At 62.1% G+C, this 14,447-nt stretch carries 12 protein-coding genes, 1 tRNA gene and 1 pseudogene; 8 read left to right on the top strand and 6 right to left on the bottom strand.

Features of this window, described 5'->3' with window-relative positions:
* Nucleotides 1-269: 269 nt before the first annotated feature.
* The 4 genes from U0C82_RS02715 to U0C82_RS02700 all read right to left on the bottom strand — a co-directional run bounded on the left by U0C82_RS02715 (nt 270) and on the right by U0C82_RS02700 (nt 3,289).
* Nucleotides 270-345: transfer RNA gene (locus U0C82_RS02715), tRNA-Glu, on the bottom strand.
* 95 nt (nt 346-440) lie between these two features.
* Nucleotides 441-1,508: a YcbK family protein gene (locus U0C82_RS02710; protein ID WP_322185510.1), complete on the bottom strand. Its 1,068-nt coding sequence runs from the start codon at nt 1,506-1,508 to the stop codon at nt 441-443.
* Nucleotides 1,509-1,851: 343 nt separating this feature from the next.
* The gene (locus U0C82_RS02705; RefSeq protein WP_322185509.1) at nt 1,852-2,292 is read right to left on the bottom strand and encodes a VOC family protein; all 441 of its coding nucleotides are present in this window, start codon (nt 2,290-2,292) and stop codon (nt 1,852-1,854) included.
* Nucleotides 2,293-2,410: 118 nt separating this feature from the next.
* Nucleotides 2,411-3,289 carry a hypothetical protein gene (locus tag U0C82_RS02700; protein ID WP_322185508.1) on the bottom strand — a complete coding sequence of 293 codons (879 nt, stop codon included), beginning with the start codon at nt 3,287-3,289 and terminating at the stop codon, nt 2,411-2,413.
* Between the two features lie 402 nt (nt 3,290-3,691).
* Between U0C82_RS02700 and U0C82_RS02695 the strand changes: the two genes are divergently transcribed.
* From U0C82_RS02695 to pheT, 7 genes are all read left to right on the top strand, one after another.
* Nucleotides 3,692-4,267, top strand: a complete 576-nt coding sequence (locus U0C82_RS02695) for a cold-shock protein (RefSeq protein ID WP_322185507.1) — start codon at nt 3,692-3,694, stop codon at nt 4,265-4,267.
* A gap of 195 nt (nt 4,268-4,462) precedes the next feature.
* Complete coding sequence (locus U0C82_RS02690) at nt 4,463-4,924, top strand: DUF192 domain-containing protein (protein WP_322185506.1); 462 nt, start codon at nt 4,463-4,465, stop codon at nt 4,922-4,924.
* A 208-nt stretch (nt 4,925-5,132) separates the two neighbouring features.
* Entirely contained in the window at nt 5,133-5,333 is a 201-nt protein-coding gene (gene rpmI / locus U0C82_RS02685) for a 50S ribosomal protein L35 (protein WP_322185505.1), read from the top strand.
* 41 nt (nt 5,334-5,374) lie between these two features.
* Nucleotides 5,375-5,797 carry a 50S ribosomal protein L20 gene (rplT, locus tag U0C82_RS02680; RefSeq protein ID WP_322185504.1) on the top strand — a complete coding sequence of 141 codons (423 nt, stop codon included), beginning with the start codon at nt 5,375-5,377 and terminating at the stop codon, nt 5,795-5,797.
* Between the two features lie 100 nt (nt 5,798-5,897).
* Complete coding sequence (gene pheS / locus U0C82_RS02675; protein WP_322185503.1) at nt 5,898-6,986, top strand: phenylalanine--tRNA ligase subunit alpha; 1,089 nt, start codon at nt 5,898-5,900, stop codon at nt 6,984-6,986.
* A gap of 87 nt (nt 6,987-7,073) precedes the next feature.
* The gene (locus U0C82_RS02670; protein ID WP_322185502.1) at nt 7,074-7,538 is read left to right on the top strand and encodes a hypothetical protein; all 465 of its coding nucleotides are present in this window, start codon (nt 7,074-7,076) and stop codon (nt 7,536-7,538) included.
* Nucleotides 7,539-7,631: 93 nt separating this feature from the next.
* Nucleotides 7,632-10,046 (top strand): phenylalanine--tRNA ligase subunit beta, encoded by a 2,415-nt coding sequence (gene pheT / locus U0C82_RS02665; protein WP_322185501.1) that lies wholly within the window; start codon nt 7,632-7,634, stop codon nt 10,044-10,046.
* Nucleotides 10,047-10,336: 290 nt separating this feature from the next.
* Here the strand turns inward: pheT and U0C82_RS02660 are convergent.
* Nucleotides 10,337-11,239, bottom strand: a pseudogene (locus U0C82_RS02660) (YifB family Mg chelatase-like AAA ATPase); the annotation flags it as partial.
* Nucleotides 11,240-11,743: 504 nt separating this feature from the next.
* Here U0C82_RS02660 and U0C82_RS02655 point away from each other — a divergent pair.
* Nucleotides 11,744-12,967: a PAN domain-containing protein gene (locus U0C82_RS02655; protein WP_322185500.1), complete on the top strand. Its 1,224-nt coding sequence runs from the start codon at nt 11,744-11,746 to the stop codon at nt 12,965-12,967.
* Nucleotides 12,968-13,034: 67 nt separating this feature from the next.
* On the opposite strand, the gene U0C82_RS02650 is transcribed toward U0C82_RS02655, so the two are convergent.
* Nucleotides 13,035-14,393: a hypothetical protein gene (locus U0C82_RS02650; RefSeq protein ID WP_322185499.1), complete on the bottom strand. Its 1,359-nt coding sequence runs from the start codon at nt 14,391-14,393 to the stop codon at nt 13,035-13,037.
* Nucleotides 14,394-14,447 lie beyond the last annotated feature (54 nt).

Here is a 14,447-nt window from a genome sequence, read left to right as displayed (position 1 = left end):
ACGGAGGCTCAACGCATTGCAATGAACGAGACGACCGGCCCTGCCGCGGCCTGCCATGTCCGGCACCTTAGGCAGCGCTTCGAGGCGGCGGCCGGATCATCCGTCCATCCGTCGGGCTGTCCTGGCACCATGCCATTTTGCGGCAACGCTCGAAATGGCTCGGCGCAAAAGACGACGCGAACCGGGCGGCAGGCGAACGACGCGGCGCCGTTGGCGTTCAGCCACCTTGTGTTGCTTGGTCGGGAACCAGCAAGCCATCAAGCTTGGATTGGTACGCCCAACGGGACTCGAACCCGTGTTTCCGCCGTGAAAGGGCAGCGTCCTAGACCGCTAGACGATGGGCGCAACGCGGCGGTTTCTACGAGAGGAACGCCGATGTTGCAAGCATAAAAATCGGGAAAAACGAAAAGATTGAAGGGGAGGGTCGGATTGTCGCGCGGTCAGCGGCGGCGACGGCAGCGCCAGTTCCATTCGCGCTTCGCACCCACGTCGATATGGATCGCTTTCGTGTGGCAGTAGGTGCCCACGCCACCGCGCCCGGGCAGGGAGCGGGCGAAGGCGGCCACCTTGAAATTGTCGACGTTCGGAATGACGATATCGGCGGCCTTGCAGCTCATGTGCTGCGAGCGGTTGGCGCCGCGAACCCGCCGGTTGTGTTCGGGGCTGCGATAGCCGGAGGTGACGACGACGCGCTGGCCGAAGCGCTGCTCGATCGCGCGGATCATGCCGACGAGCTGGCTGGGGAAACAGTCGGTGCGGATGTCTTCGCGCTGGACCCGCAATCCGTTGGGGCTGAGACGGGCGAAACCGCCGGAGAGCGCGGCCACCTCGTAGGCGGCATCCTCGATCGCATCCTCGTCCGCCGACGCGCGCTGGCCGATCTCGAACAGCGATTTCGGATCGACGCCCGGCAGCGAACCGTCATCCTCGTCGCTGGGCGCGCCCTCGCGATTGAGGACGATACGTCGGCCCTTGCCGCGATCGGTGTTCGCGACGGGCGTCCTTGCCGGTTCCTGCGCGAAGAGCGACTGGAAGAGGGACTGGCCCCCGGCACCGGTCGCCGAACCCGACGCGCCGCCCTCGCCGACACGGCCACCCGCATAGGCGGCGACGGTCTGGCGGCCGGCCGAAAGCGGAACCAGCGGACCGTTGCGATCGGGAGAGGCATCCGGCGCCGCGGCGGCGATCGTTTCGGCGACTTCGTCGGAGATCTCGGGTTCGGCCGTCGCCGTCCCGACGTCGCTCAGCGAGGAGACGTCGACTTCAGGCGCGCTGCTCGTATCGACCGGCGCATCGTTCTGCGCCATCGAGGGTGGCTGCGACAGGCCGAACGAACTGATGTCGCTGACACCGGACATGCAGCCGGACAGGAGCGGGGAGAGCAGAAGGGCGGTGACCGCGATGGAGGCCATCCGCCACGACGGCGGGCCTGCTTCGATCGGGCGTGAAACGGGGTCCGCCGCGCTCGTAAACGCGGACAGAGGACGGCGAGCGTCGTCGGTCGTCAAAATGTCGATCCCTCTCCAACGAAGCGGCCCGTGCCCTACCGCTTGAATTCTCAAAATCCGCCGCCGCCATCCCCATGACGGTCGCGAACTGCTATCTCACGGCATTCTCGCCGAAACCTGATCAGACGACAGATCCATGGGACCGGTCTGCGCCAAGTGCATCTGCCGGTGCGTTTGGAGGATCTTGGATTCTCCGGGCACGAAACTGTAGTCGACGAGACTCTCGCAAAAGAGTCAAGCAAGGCCCGATGCCGGTGCCCCGCTGACGTCTTGATGACGAAAAGTTCATGAACTTAGAATAAGGCGGGTTTGTGGACTCCACATTCTTCGCCCGTCACGCGCCTTACCAGGAGCCGGTGTTCTCCATGGAGGCCCACGGCTCCTGTTTTGCTTTCGCTTCGCCCTTCTGCAGGAGCTCGAACGAGATGCCGTCTGGCGATTTCACGAACGCCATGTGACCGTCGCGCGGCGGCCGGTTGATGGTAACGCCCCCATCCATCAGCTTCTGGCAGGTCGCGTAGATGTCATCCACGGCGAAGGCGAGATGGCCGAAATTGCGCCCGCCGGAATAGGTTTCCGGGTCCCAATTGTAGGTCAGCTCCATCAGCGGAGCCTTGGTCTCCTTGGCGTTCGGCAGATCGTCGGGCGCTGCGAGGAAGACGAGCGTATAGCGGCCTTCTTCCCGGTCCATGCGGTTGGTCTGCACGAGGCCGAGCTTGTTGCAGTAAAAGTCGAGCGAGGCGTCGAGATCGGTGACGCGGACCATGGTGTGAAGATAGCGCATCGCGTCTTCTCCTTCCGGGTTGGATCTAACCGGGCCCGAACATGCGAAAGGGGCCCTCACGGACCCCTTAAGCTTGGCTCGCGATCGGATAAGGCCAGCCCTCACCCGAAATTTCGCGTTACATCGTGGCTTGCTTGGCCTGCTCGACCGCTGCCATGCAGGCTTCCTCATTGCCCGCATCGAGCGCTGCCTGTGCTGCGGCGAGATGGGTCGAAGCCATGTCCTGGCCGCCTTCCATCGTTGACCCGTTCGAAGCGGTGCTGCCCGAAGAAGCCTCGCCGCCTGCGGCATCGTCGGCTTCACCGGAAGCCTCGTCCGTCAGCGCCGGCGTCGGTGCGACACCCGACAGGGCGCCGGTCGATTCGGCCCGATCGCTCTGACCTTCGACGTCACCCGTTTCGGTGAACGTCGGCTGATCCGTCGTGACGGCATCCTGATCGGTATCGCCCGGCGTCGCATCGGCGCTCATCGCGTCCGAACCGCCAGTCGCGGCTCCGCCGCTCTCGGAGCCGGTCGCGCCGCTCGAAGCGGAACTGCTCGCACTGGCGGCCGCGCCGCTCTCGGGAGCCTCGTTGCCGGCAGCCGTATCCTCGAGAGCCGGGGTCGGTGCGATGCCGGAGAGTGCCCCGGTCGATTCTTCCCTGTCGTTCTGGCCTTCGTTCGCGCCGGCGGCGGTGAAGGTCGGCTCATCGCTGTTTACCGCAGCCTGATCCATGCCGGCCGGTGTTTCCGCAGCCGGTACGGCCGCGTCCGCGGACGGTGCAACGTCGGACGAGGCCGACGCGCCATCGGTGGAGGCGGAACCGCCGCCCGAGGACATGGATGCCGAATCCGTACCCGCGCTCATGGCGCCGGAGCCGCTGCTGGTCTCGCTCGAAGATCCCATGCTGGACTTCAGCGCCGAAAGCTCGGTTGCACAATCGGCATAGGCGCCGCCTGCCGTCAGGGTCGCCGCCGAAAGTGCAAGGGCCGACGCCAGTGTCTGTAAACGTGTCATATAAGTTCCTCCCCGGAACGTCTTGAGTGCCCATCCCCAAACCAGCCGGTCCACCGGTCGGTTCCAACCCGGATCGGTCACGGCTTCTTGAAGCCGTCGGGCGACGCCTGGAACGGGGGGCGCTCCGGCGCGTGACTTTCGCCGCGACCTCAACCCGGGGGGCAGCGCCTGCGAACCCGTGCCGGGTGCGCCGTCCGCGACAGGGCGCAGGCTCGATCGGGTGTGCCGCCTCCCGACATTCGGCCCACGCCCGGTCGCGTCCTGCAACCGAGCATCGAGCGGGAGCGAACCTTGCGTCAACTTGGGACGTTCGGTGCCGAATTATTCGCGGGGCCTTGCACCGATGCATCAACTTAATGCTAAACTCTCGATACTTCGGTTGCGTAAAGGCGGATCATCCGGATGGTGGAGCGGACCTCTTCAGATCTTGAGGCCCATGACAGGGATATGGAGGCGGTGACGGGGGCGGACGTCCATGTCGTCGCGGGTCATATCAAATGGTTCGATGTCGCCAAGGGCTTCGGCTTCATCGTTCCGGACGACGGAACCGACGATGTTCTCCTCCACGTCACATGCCTTCGGCGAGACGGTTTCTCGACGGCGGTGGAAGGCGCGCGGGTGGTTTGCGAAGTCCAGCATGGCCAGCGCGGCGTCCACGCCTTCCGGGTTCTGTCGATGGATGCCTCCACCGGTCTTCATCCCTCGCAGATGCCGCCCGCCCGCACCCACACCCAGGTCACCGCGTCCAGCGACCTCGTGACCGCGACGGTCAAATGGTTCAACCGCACCAAAGGCTACGGCTTCCTGACCTGCAGGGAGGACGACGACGACATCTTCGTCCATATGGAGACCCTTCGCCGTTACGGCATGACCGAGCTGCGCCTCGGTCAGGAGGTCAAGGTGCGCTACGGCATGGGCCGCAAGGGCAAGATGGCGGCGGAAGTCCATCCCGCCGATGCGACGCCCGCATCCCACTGAGGTTCGTTCACGTGCCGGACAGGGCAGGGCGGGTGTTCCGCACGCCCGGTGCCGAAGCGGTCGTCGTTCATGCAGGCTCGAACCTTGCGGCCAGCCGCACGGTGCTGCATCTTCGGGCTGCGACGCGATCCGACCGCTCCAGCTCTCGGGGCGGCACGAACCCGTCGCGCGACGAAACGGCAAAACGGCGACCTGATGCGTAATTCCTGGAAAATGATCGTGGCCGCGGCGGTGCTGCTGTTCGGGCTCGCCGGCTTCGTCACGTCCGGCGCCAGCGCGGACGAGGTGCGGATCGTGACGGGGACGGCCACCCACACGATCGAGGCCGAGATCGCCGATACGGACGAGGAGCGCCGCGTCGGGCTGATGTTCCGCGAGGAAATGGCGCCGGACCACGGCATGCTGTTCGACTTCGACGAAACCCGTCCCGTGACCATGTGGATGGAGAATACGCTGATTCCCCTCGACATGCTGTTCATCGAGGAAGACGGGACGATCCTGTCCATCAAGCGCAATGCCGAACCCCTGTCGCGCGCGACCATTCCGTCGGGTGGGCCGGTCCGCTACGTTCTCGAGTTGAACGGCGGCACCGCCCGGCGCCTCGGCATCGAGCCGGGGGACACGGTGGAGCATGCGATGATCGGCGCGGCAAACTAGGCGAGGCCGAAACTTCGCTTGCCAAGCGGCACGACAAGGGTTATCAGGTCCGCCGTTGATCGAGCCGTCCGGCAGGGCATGCCGTGGCGGCTCTCGATGCTTTCGCGGCGCTTCATTCCAACGATCGCGGCGGGCAAGGCCTGATGGCCGAAACCCGACCGCTGTCCGGCGTTTGCGGCGCAGAGCGAGCCTGACCAAGGAGAGCAAAATGCCCAAGATGAAGACCAAGTCGAGCGCCAAGAAGCGCTTCTCGATGACGGCCAACGGCCGCGTGAAAGCCGGCCATGCCGGCAAGCGCCATGGCATGATCAAACGCTCCAACGACTTTCTCCGCGACTCGCGCAGCACGAAGATCCTTTCGAAGCCCGACGAGCGGACGGTCAAGATTTACATGCCCTACGACCGCTGAGCGGCGGTTTCGGCATCGATAAGAATTCAGGAGAATAGATCATGGCACGCGTGAAACGGGGCGTCACCGCCCACGCCAAGCACAAGAAGGTTCTTAAGAAGGCAAAGGGCTTTTACGGCCGCCGCAAGAACACCATCCGCGCAGCGAAAGCTGCCGTCGACAAGTCCCAGCAATATGCGACGCGCGATCGCCGCGTGAAGAAGCGGAATTTCCGCGCTCTCTGGATCCAGCGCATCAACGCTGCCGTCCGCGAGCATGGCCTGACCTATGCCCGCTTCATCGACGGTCTCGGCAAGGCCGGCATCGAAGTCGACCGCAAGGTCCTCTCGGACATTGCGATCCACGAGCCGGAAGCCTTTGCGGCCTTGTGCGAGCAGTCGAAGGCATCGCTCGAATATCTGAAGGGCGAAGGCCAGTTTCCGAACGCTTACGAGCGTGCGGTTGGAGAAAAGCGCGCCGCTTAATTCACCGGCGACGCTCACAATCTTTCAAAAGCCCGCGCCGGATAAAGCGCGGGTTTTTTCGTTTCAAGCGATAGATGCCTTGCCCGAAGGACGTTCCCCCATGACCGAGATCGAAACCCTCGAAGCCGAACTGATCACGGCGATCGAAGCCGCCGAGGGCGAAGCCGCGCTCGAAGCGATCCGCATTGCCGAACTCGGCAAGAAAGGGCGCATCTCCGAGATGATGAAGGGGCTCGGCAAGATGAGCCCGGAGGAGCGCAAGAGCGAAGGCCCGCGCCTCAACGGACTGCGCGACCGGGTTCAGGGCGCGATCACCGGGCGCCGGGAGGTTCTCGCCGACGCCGCGATCGAGGCGCGCCTCGCTTCCGAAACCCTCGACGTGACGCTTCCCGTGCGCGTTTCGCCGGCCGCGCGCGGACGCATCCACCCGATCAGCCAGGTCATCGACGAGATCACCGCGATCTACGCCGACATGGGCTTTGCGATCGCGGAAGGTCCGGACATCGAGACGGACTACTACAATTTCACGGCGCTCAACTTTCCCGAAGGCCACCCGGCCCGGGAAATGCACGACACGTTCTTCCTGAACGCGGGCGAGGGCGGCGAGCGCAAGGTGCTGCGCACGCATACCTCGCCGGTGCAGATCCGGACGATGGAAAACCGGAAGCCGCCGATCCGCATCGTCATTCCCGGCAAGACCTATCGCCAGGATTCCGATGCCACCCATTCGCCCATGTTCCACCAAGTCGAGGGGCTCGTCGTCGACGAGAAGGCCCATATCGGCAATCTGAAATGGGTGCTCGAGGAGTTCTGCAAGGCGTTCTTCGAGGTCGACAGCCTCAAGATGCGCTTCCGCCCGTCCTTCTTCCCGTTCACCGAGCCGTCCATGGAAGTCGACATCCAGTGCGATCGGTCGCGGCCCGGCGAAGTGCGGTTCGGCGAAGGCGAGGACTGGATGGAGATCCTCGGCTGCGGCATGGTTCATCCGAACGTGCTGCGGGCCGGCGGCCTCGATCCGGACATCTATCAGGGCTTTGCCTGGGGCATGGGGATCGACCGGATCGCGATGCTGAAATACGGCATGCCGGACCTGCGCGCCTTCTTCGACGCCGATGTCCGCTGGATCGAGCATTACGGGTTCCGCCCGCTCGACATGCCGACCCTGTTCGGAGGGCTCAGTTCGTCCTGACCGGCGCCTCGCGCCCATGGGAGGCGGGATGCGCCGGACGATTTCGCGACAATCGGCCCTGCGGCCGGGAAAGTGCTATGACCTGACATGAATCCAAGATTGAACAAGACGGCGACGACGCTGCGCATCACCGCCCTCGAAGTGATCGCGGTTCTGTCCGGCGCGATCATCGGCAAGGTCGTCTTCGACGGCGTGTCCGCGCTGGCCTTCGATGCAAGCTTCTTCGATTATTTCGCCTCCGTCGGACGCTGGATCGTGGCGATCGTGACGGTCATCCTGTTTGCGGTGATCTACCAGAAGATGCCGTCGACCCCGGCCGCGCTCGTCTGCCTGCTTCTCGGCACGATCGTCAGCTGGACGTTCTTCGGCCTGGCGTTCGAGAGCGAGCAATCCTCGGTGGTTCTCGTCTTCATGACGCTGCTGTTTTCCGCCGTCGCCCTGCTGACCTACCGCTTCGTCCATTCGAATGCCGCGGTCCGCAAGGTGGCCCACGACATGTCGGGCACCGCCGACGCGCCGGACAACGATCGCGGCGACGATGGCGTCGCCTGACGCCGGGCCGACCGACGGGCCTTCCGCAACGCTCCTTCCACCTGTCCGCCGGCACGACGCTGCTGCCCGGCCCATTCATAGGGACGAAACCCGATGAAATTCACACTGTCCTGGCTGAAGGATCATCTTCACACCGACGCGGCGCTGGGCGAGATCGTCGATCGCCTGACCGCCATCGGACTCGAAGTCGAGACCGTCGACGATCGCGCCGTGTTCGAACCGTTCCGGATCGCGCGGGTCCTGTCGGCAGCCCCCCATCCGGACGCCGACAAGCTGCAGGTTCTGATGGTCGATGCGGGCCCCGAGGTGAACGAGGGCAAGCCGGTCCAGGTCGTCTGCGGCGCGCCCAACGCGCGCGAAGGCCTCGTCGGGGTGCTCGGGCGCCCGGGCGACTACGTGCCGGGCCTCGATACGGTGCTGGGCGTCGGCAAGATCCGCGGCGTCGACAGCTTCGGCATGATGTGTTCCGAGCGCGAGCTCGAACTGTCCGAGGAGCATGACGGCATCATCGATCTGCCTGACGACGCGCCGGTGGGCATGCGCTATGCCGACTATGCGGCCCTGGCCGATCCGGTCATCGAGATCAACCTGACGCCGAACCATCCGGATGCGACGGGCGTGTCGGGCATCGCCCGCGATCTGGCCGCCTCAGGCCTCGGCACCCTGGTCACGCCCGGGATCGAGCGGATCGAAGGGGAGGGCGACTGCCCGGTATCGGTTCGGATCGAGACGGAGGTCTGCCAGGGCTTTGCCCTGCGGCGCGTCTCGGGCGTCACGAACGGCGCGTCCCCCGATTGGATGCAGAAGCGCCTGAAGGCCATCGGGCTGCGCCCGATCAACGCCCTCGTCGACATCACGAACTACATCACCTTCGATCGCGGCCGCCCCTTGCATGTGTTCGACGCCAACAAGGTCGCCGGCGATCTCGTCGTCCGGCAGGCCCGGGACGGCGAGGAGATCGTCGGTCTCGACGGGCGCACGCACACGCTCGCGCCGCATGTCTGCGTGATCGCGGACGCTCACGGCGTCGAATCGATTGCCGGCATCATGGGCGGCGAAGCGACGGGCTGCGACGAGACGACGACCGATGTCCTGATCGAATCGGCCCTGTGGGACATGCTGGCGATCGCCAAGGCGGGCCGCTCGCTCGGCATCATCACCGATGCGCGCTATCGCTTCGAGCGCGGCGTCGACACGCAGTTCATGGAGCCCGGCCTCGATCTTGCCACGAAGCTCGTCGTCGAGCTCTGCGGCGGATCGGCTTCGCGGCGGACCGTCGAAGGCGTCAGGCCGCACGCGGCCAAGACGATCGCGTTTCCGCTGACGGAAGTGAAGCGGCTGACCGGTCTCGACGTCGCGCAGGACCGCCAGACCGCGATTCTGGAGCGGCTCGGCTTCACCACCGAGCGGGGCGACGGCGAATTGCGCGTGTCCGTGCCGAGCTGGCGTCCGGACGTCGACGGCAAGGCCGACCTTGTCGAGGAGGTGATGCGCATCGTCGGTGTCGATGAAATCGCGTCCGAGCCCCTGCCGGCGCTCGCCGGCGTCAACGGGCCGATTCTGACGAACGCGCAAAGCCGCGACAAGGCCGCCCGGCGCGCACTCGCCGCGCGCGGCATGGTCGAGGCGGTCACCTACAGCTTCATCCCGAGGGAGCATGCCGAGGCGTTCGGCGGCGGGGCTGAAACCCTCAGCCTTGCCAACCCGATCTCCGCCGACATGTCGGACATGCGGCCGTCATTGCTGCCCGGCCTCGTCTCGGCCGCCGCCCGCAACGCCGCCCGCGGCTATGGCGACACGGCGACGTTCGAGGTGGCGGGCGTCTATCGCAACGACCGGCCGGACGGGCAGGCGCGCGTCGCCGGGGGGCTGCGTCGCGGAACCGCGCAACTTCAGGGCGCGGGCCGCGCCTGGGACGGCGCGTCCGCACCCGTCGGCGTTCACGATGCGAAGGCCGATGCGATCGCGGCGCTGGAAGCGGCCGGCGCGCCGGTCGACAAGCTGATGATCGATCGCGAGGCGAGCCCCTGGTATCATCCCGGCCGCTCCGGCCGCCTGAAGCTCGGGCCCCGGATCGTGCTGGCCGAGTTCGGCGAGTTTCATCCCAAGGCCTTGAAGAAACTCGGCGCGAGCGGCCCGCATGCCGGCTTCGAAGTGTTCCTCGACGCCCTGCCGGAGCCCAAGCGCAAGGCGACCCGCACCAAGCCGGTGCTGGCGATCTCGGCCCTGCAGCCCGTCCGGCGCGACTTCGCGTTCGTCGTCTCCCGGGATGTCGAGGCCGAGACGATCCTGAAGGCTGCGAGAAGCGCCGACAAGGTGCTGATCACCGAGGTGCGCGTCTTCGACGTGTTCATCGGCGAGGCGCTGGGGGCGGACAGGAAGTCCATCGGCATCGAGGTCGCCCTTCAACCTGTCGACAGGACGCTGACCGAGGCGGATCTGGAAGCCGTGTCCGGAAAGATCGTCGCAAATGTCGAAAAGGCGACCGGCGGTACGCTTCGCGGTTGACGCCCGGCGGTTCGACGGCCGAGACGTCATACCGCCGGACGAATGAATTGACCCCTTGGGTCAATCCACGTCTGGCGAGGGGCTCAGACGCCGCTCGGGCTGCCAGCGGACATTCGAAAGCGATGCTTTCATATGTCCGCTGGTATCAGGCCCCGGGACTCGTCGAACCCAACGCGCGGGATCGACCCGCGACGGGATGGGAGCAGGCGGCACCCATCCCGTGTGGGCAGCATCGTTTCGCAGCTCCGGACGAGGACCGTTACGCAAGGTCCCGGCCTGACATCCTGCTGTCAGGCCGCCGCCGAAAGCCGCTCGCCGGCCATCCGGTAGGAGATCGCCTCGGCCAGATGGATGCGGCGGACCATGTCGCTCTCGTCGAGATCGGCGAGCGTGCGGGCGACCTTCAGAATGCGATGATAGGCGCGCGCCGAAAACTTCATCTGCTCGGCCGCCTCGTTCAGGAGCTTGCGTCCACCCGGATCGGGCTCGGAGATCTGCTCGATCAAAGCGGCCGAACAGTGGGCGTTGACGGTTTCCGCAGGCAGGTCGAGCGCCGTGTAGCGTTCCGTCTGCACCGCCCGGGCGGCGGCCACCCGTGCCTTGACGGTCGCCGACGTCTCGCAGGTCTGGGGCCGGATGAGATCGGCCGCGGTCACCGCCGGAACGTCGACGCGCAGATCGATCCGGTCGAGCAGCGGCCCGGAGATCCGCGCCTGATAATCGGTCGCGCATTTGGCCCCGCGGGCGCAGGTATGGCCCGGCTCGCCTGCCATCCCGCAGCGACACGGGTTCATCGCCGCGACGAGCTGCATCTTCGCCGGATAGGTGACGCGATGATTGGCCCGCGCGATCACGCTTTCGCCGGCCTCGAGCGGCTGACGCAGGCTATCCAGCACGACGGGCGAGAATTCGGGAAATTCGTCGAGGAACAGGACGCCCCGGTGGGCGAGGGAGACTTCGCCGGGCCGGGCTCTCAGGCCGCCGCCGACCATCGCGGCCATCGATGCCGAATGATGCGGAGCCCTGAAGGGCCGCCGGTCGGAAAGCTTGCCGCCGGACAATTCGCCCGCGATCGAGGCGATCATGGAGCATTCCAGAAGCTCCCGGGCCCCGAGCGGCGGCAGGATCGAGGGAAGGCGCTGGGCAAGCATCGACTTTCCGGAGCCGGGCGGTCCGACCATCAGGAGATTGTAGGCTAAATCACCAGACGTTAGCGATAGCGCGGCCGGCTAATGCCGATAGCGTGATACACTGACCTAGGACTTAAGATGTGCTCATATAACGATGATGAAGCCCGATGAGAGCGTTCTGTGCGTGATCAGTACCATCTCACCGTAATAAAACAAACGCCCTCAGTGACGCTCTATGGCCTTCTACGAGCATTCGTATGGGAATTTACACGATCCAATAAGACCTTTCCCTATCCGATACTGTTAGTGTCAAGTGTTACAAATGATAGGTGCTCAGTTCACGAACACTTGATCTGTAGGAGCCGAGCACGATAATTTCGATAAGCTCTTGTTCTTGCTGGCGTCTTTACAATCTCATGAATCCGGAGGGGATGCCGTGGCTGAGTACGAATGCCAACTCGGCAACGGCTCACTCTTAGGGGGCAGTATCACGACTTTACGACATCCACATTCCCCAGTTGCCAAATGCATCGCAAAATCATTCATTGGGTGCTGGAGGAATGCGCAATGTTCAAATGTCTGTTCGGTCTGTTTACGAGTGTCAGCGGGCTTCTATGGGCTGGTATGGCGCATTCAGAAATCAATCTCGTTGAACAGGAAACAGACGGGTCCCGATACCTCATTGTCGAGGGCTCTTTCGAAGCCGACTATGACGTTGGTGAATTCCTCCGTACCGTCCGTTCGTTCAATCCAACAGCCGTTAGCTTTAATTCGCCAGGCGGTAACATCCATTCGGCTCTGACGATGGGCAGGGCAATCCGTGCATCCGGGTTGAATACGATCCAGCTGCGATCCTTTGATTGTGCATCAGCATGCGCCTTTGCGTTCTTGGGAGGCGTAATACGCATCGCGGAGCCCGGATCAATCGGGGTCCACAGGTCCTCTCTACCAACCACGGGCATGACACCTGACGACGCCATTTCAGCGATACAGATCGGGACTGTATGGATAATCGAGTATCTGGATGAGATGGGTGTCGATCCTGCCCTTCTGAAAATCAGTCTGAGCTACGGCAGTGATGATATTCGATATCTATCTGGCAGCGAAATGGCTGAACTGCGAGTCACAACCAGTCTCCAAGAATCGTCAGAGCTTACCCCGTCTACTGAGGAAGATGAGTACGAACCACCAGTGCGGAAGTTGGTTGAACCCAAACCCAACAAGCAGGCTGCTATCGTGCAAGCAGCTACAGAACCAGATCGAATAGCTGTTTATGAAGGTGTAGACTTCTACGGTGCTGATGTATCGTTCACAAATGCACAAAGCGCCGGGTCATGCGCACGGGAATGTTTAGAGTCTGAGGATAAACAATGCCGTGCGTTTACCTATAATACGAGCGAAAGCGCGAAGGATGGCCCGAACTGTTTCCTCAAATCCGGTATGGGGTCTATCCTAGACTCAAACCAAGAGGCTGTTTCCGGCTATCTGTTACGTCCATCGGTCCCTGATCCCAAACCATTTTTCGTTGGCGCTATCGATCCCATCACCGACCTGCTTCAGGGCGTTGATATCCCTGGGAATGATCTCGAACGATCTCCCGCTGGCAATATCCAATCCTGCCGTATGGATTGTCTTCGAAACGATCAATGCCATGCTTTCACATTCGTGCATGCATTGGATCAATGCTGGCTGAAACGAAGCGGTGAAGGGGCTGTATTTCGGGATGGAATGGTTAGCGCGTACAAGAAATGGAAGAAGATTGAGTACAGCCGAATTGCTCACCCAAATTAGCCTTTCTGTTGAGGTCAACCTGTTTCTCGCACTCTCCATCTATGCAATCGAATAGATCAATAATGTGCTATGATTTCTTAACCGGTACTGGCTGGCACGATAGCCCGGACACGGCATCGATCATCGCCTGCATCAAAGCGTCTTTATGCCGTTCAGCTACGAGGAAGCTGTCGAATATCGGACAGCAAGGAATGCCTTGATCCAGTAACGAAGATACGATTTTGAGGGATATGTCGCTTTCCATCTTCTGAAGCCAAGTCCATGCAGATTGACCAACAATGTGCGCGATCTTTGAATGATGAGACCAAAACGCCTTATAGAGTTCTTCCGCTTCCTCAGCCTTGGGCTTGAACCCCTCTTTGATCATCACACCACGGATTTTATCCAGTACATTCTCCGCCGGTCCACAGCCAACGGACACTCGGAACACCAGCTTGAAACGGTCTCGATAGTGGCTGGAATAGCCCGGAACGTCATAGGGGTCGCCTTCATAGGGCTGGCCGATAGCGGAATACGATAACGCTGGTTGCATTGCCCTAAAATCGTGTTCCACGACCGGCTCACCTTTGAAGCGTATGAACTGACGATAGTCGCTCGGCACCCGTTGAATCCAGTGTCCATAAACGCGTCCCCCTCGTCCATCTTCCCCACTCATTAGCCGATAGAACTGATCGTTCCCCTCGTACAAACGGCTTCGTTGCGCTTGCCGTTTATGATCCCAAACGAACGAACGTTTATACTGCTGGTAAGTCTCCAGTACGATCTGAGGCTTAGCTGACTTCAGTCGAGCGGTAAGAAGTGGAATGACAGCTTCATTGTCCCGGTATTTACGAGTGAGAGGGATTCTGTCGCTATCGCCTTCATCCTCGTTAGGTGTTTCGTTCACACTCAACTGAAGAGGGCTTACCAGTGCCTTGCGTAGCATTGGCTCATACGGGAAACTTGGGAATATCAGACCCGCGTGCAACATACGATCGGCCAACACATCGTTGGCATAAATTCGGGACTTGGTTCCGTATCCCCTGTTTTTATCAAAATACATCCCGTCAATGTAACACCACGCTCCATTATCTCCGTTACCGCTTAGTAGCATATCTACGAGACGTTTCATTCTCGTATAACTAAGATCAGAATATTGATCCTTTCCATAGTCGTTTGATCTAAGGCTAATGGCTACACCTCGCACATCTGGCTTGGAAAGCGACATGGCCAGATAATGCATTAAAAGCCGAAGATCATGGATATGTTCTTTGATTGACTTGCGAATTGTGGGCGCTTTGCCATTATTCTGCGCAATCAACAATCGTAATTGGTCGTAGGCGAATTGATCCAAATCACTGAGATAGCGCTTACTGCCGTCTATCTTATTGCTAAAGGGGATCGAGCTTTGAGATTTAACTGAATAGCTTTTAACAGCGTCTACCAATTAGTGAATCCTAGTAAGAATGTGAGAGGGATAATAGGCAGCCGGAGGAGAGAG

This window comes from Fulvimarina uroteuthidis (genome assembly GCF_034321785.1).
In the GTDB taxonomy this organism is placed as follows: domain Bacteria; phylum Pseudomonadota; class Alphaproteobacteria; order Rhizobiales; family Rhizobiaceae; genus Fulvimarina; species Fulvimarina uroteuthidis.
The sequence above is the reverse complement of the archived record's forward strand: the minus strand, read 5'-3'. Positions and strand labels throughout refer to the sequence as shown.

Excerpts from the sequence above, each read along its gene's own strand:
- U0C82_RS02690 (WP_322185506.1), top strand. The coding sequence starts at position 4,463 with ATGCGTAATTCCTGGAAAATGATCGTGGCCGCGGCGGTGCTGCTGTTC.
- pheT (WP_322185501.1), top strand. The coding sequence starts at position 7,632 with ATGAAATTCACACTGTCCTGGCTGAAGGATCATCTTCACACCGACGCG.
- U0C82_RS02700 (WP_322185508.1), bottom strand. The coding sequence starts at position 3,289 with ATGACACGTTTACAGACACTGGCGTCGGCCCTTGCACTTTCGGCGGCG.
- rplT (WP_322185504.1), top strand. The coding sequence starts at position 5,375 with ATGGCACGCGTGAAACGGGGCGTCACCGCCCACGCCAAGCACAAGAAG.
- U0C82_RS02670 (WP_322185502.1), top strand. The coding sequence starts at position 7,074 with ATGAATCCAAGATTGAACAAGACGGCGACGACGCTGCGCATCACCGCC.
- pheS (WP_322185503.1), top strand. The coding sequence starts at position 5,898 with ATGACCGAGATCGAAACCCTCGAAGCCGAACTGATCACGGCGATCGAA.
- U0C82_RS02655 (WP_322185500.1), top strand. The coding sequence starts at position 11,744 with ATGTTCAAATGTCTGTTCGGTCTGTTTACGAGTGTCAGCGGGCTTCTA.
- U0C82_RS02695 (WP_322185507.1), top strand. The coding sequence starts at position 3,692 with ATGGTGGAGCGGACCTCTTCAGATCTTGAGGCCCATGACAGGGATATG.
- U0C82_RS02705 (WP_322185509.1), bottom strand. The coding sequence starts at position 2,292 with ATGCGCTATCTTCACACCATGGTCCGCGTCACCGATCTCGACGCCTCG.
- rpmI (WP_322185505.1), top strand. The coding sequence starts at position 5,133 with ATGCCCAAGATGAAGACCAAGTCGAGCGCCAAGAAGCGCTTCTCGATG.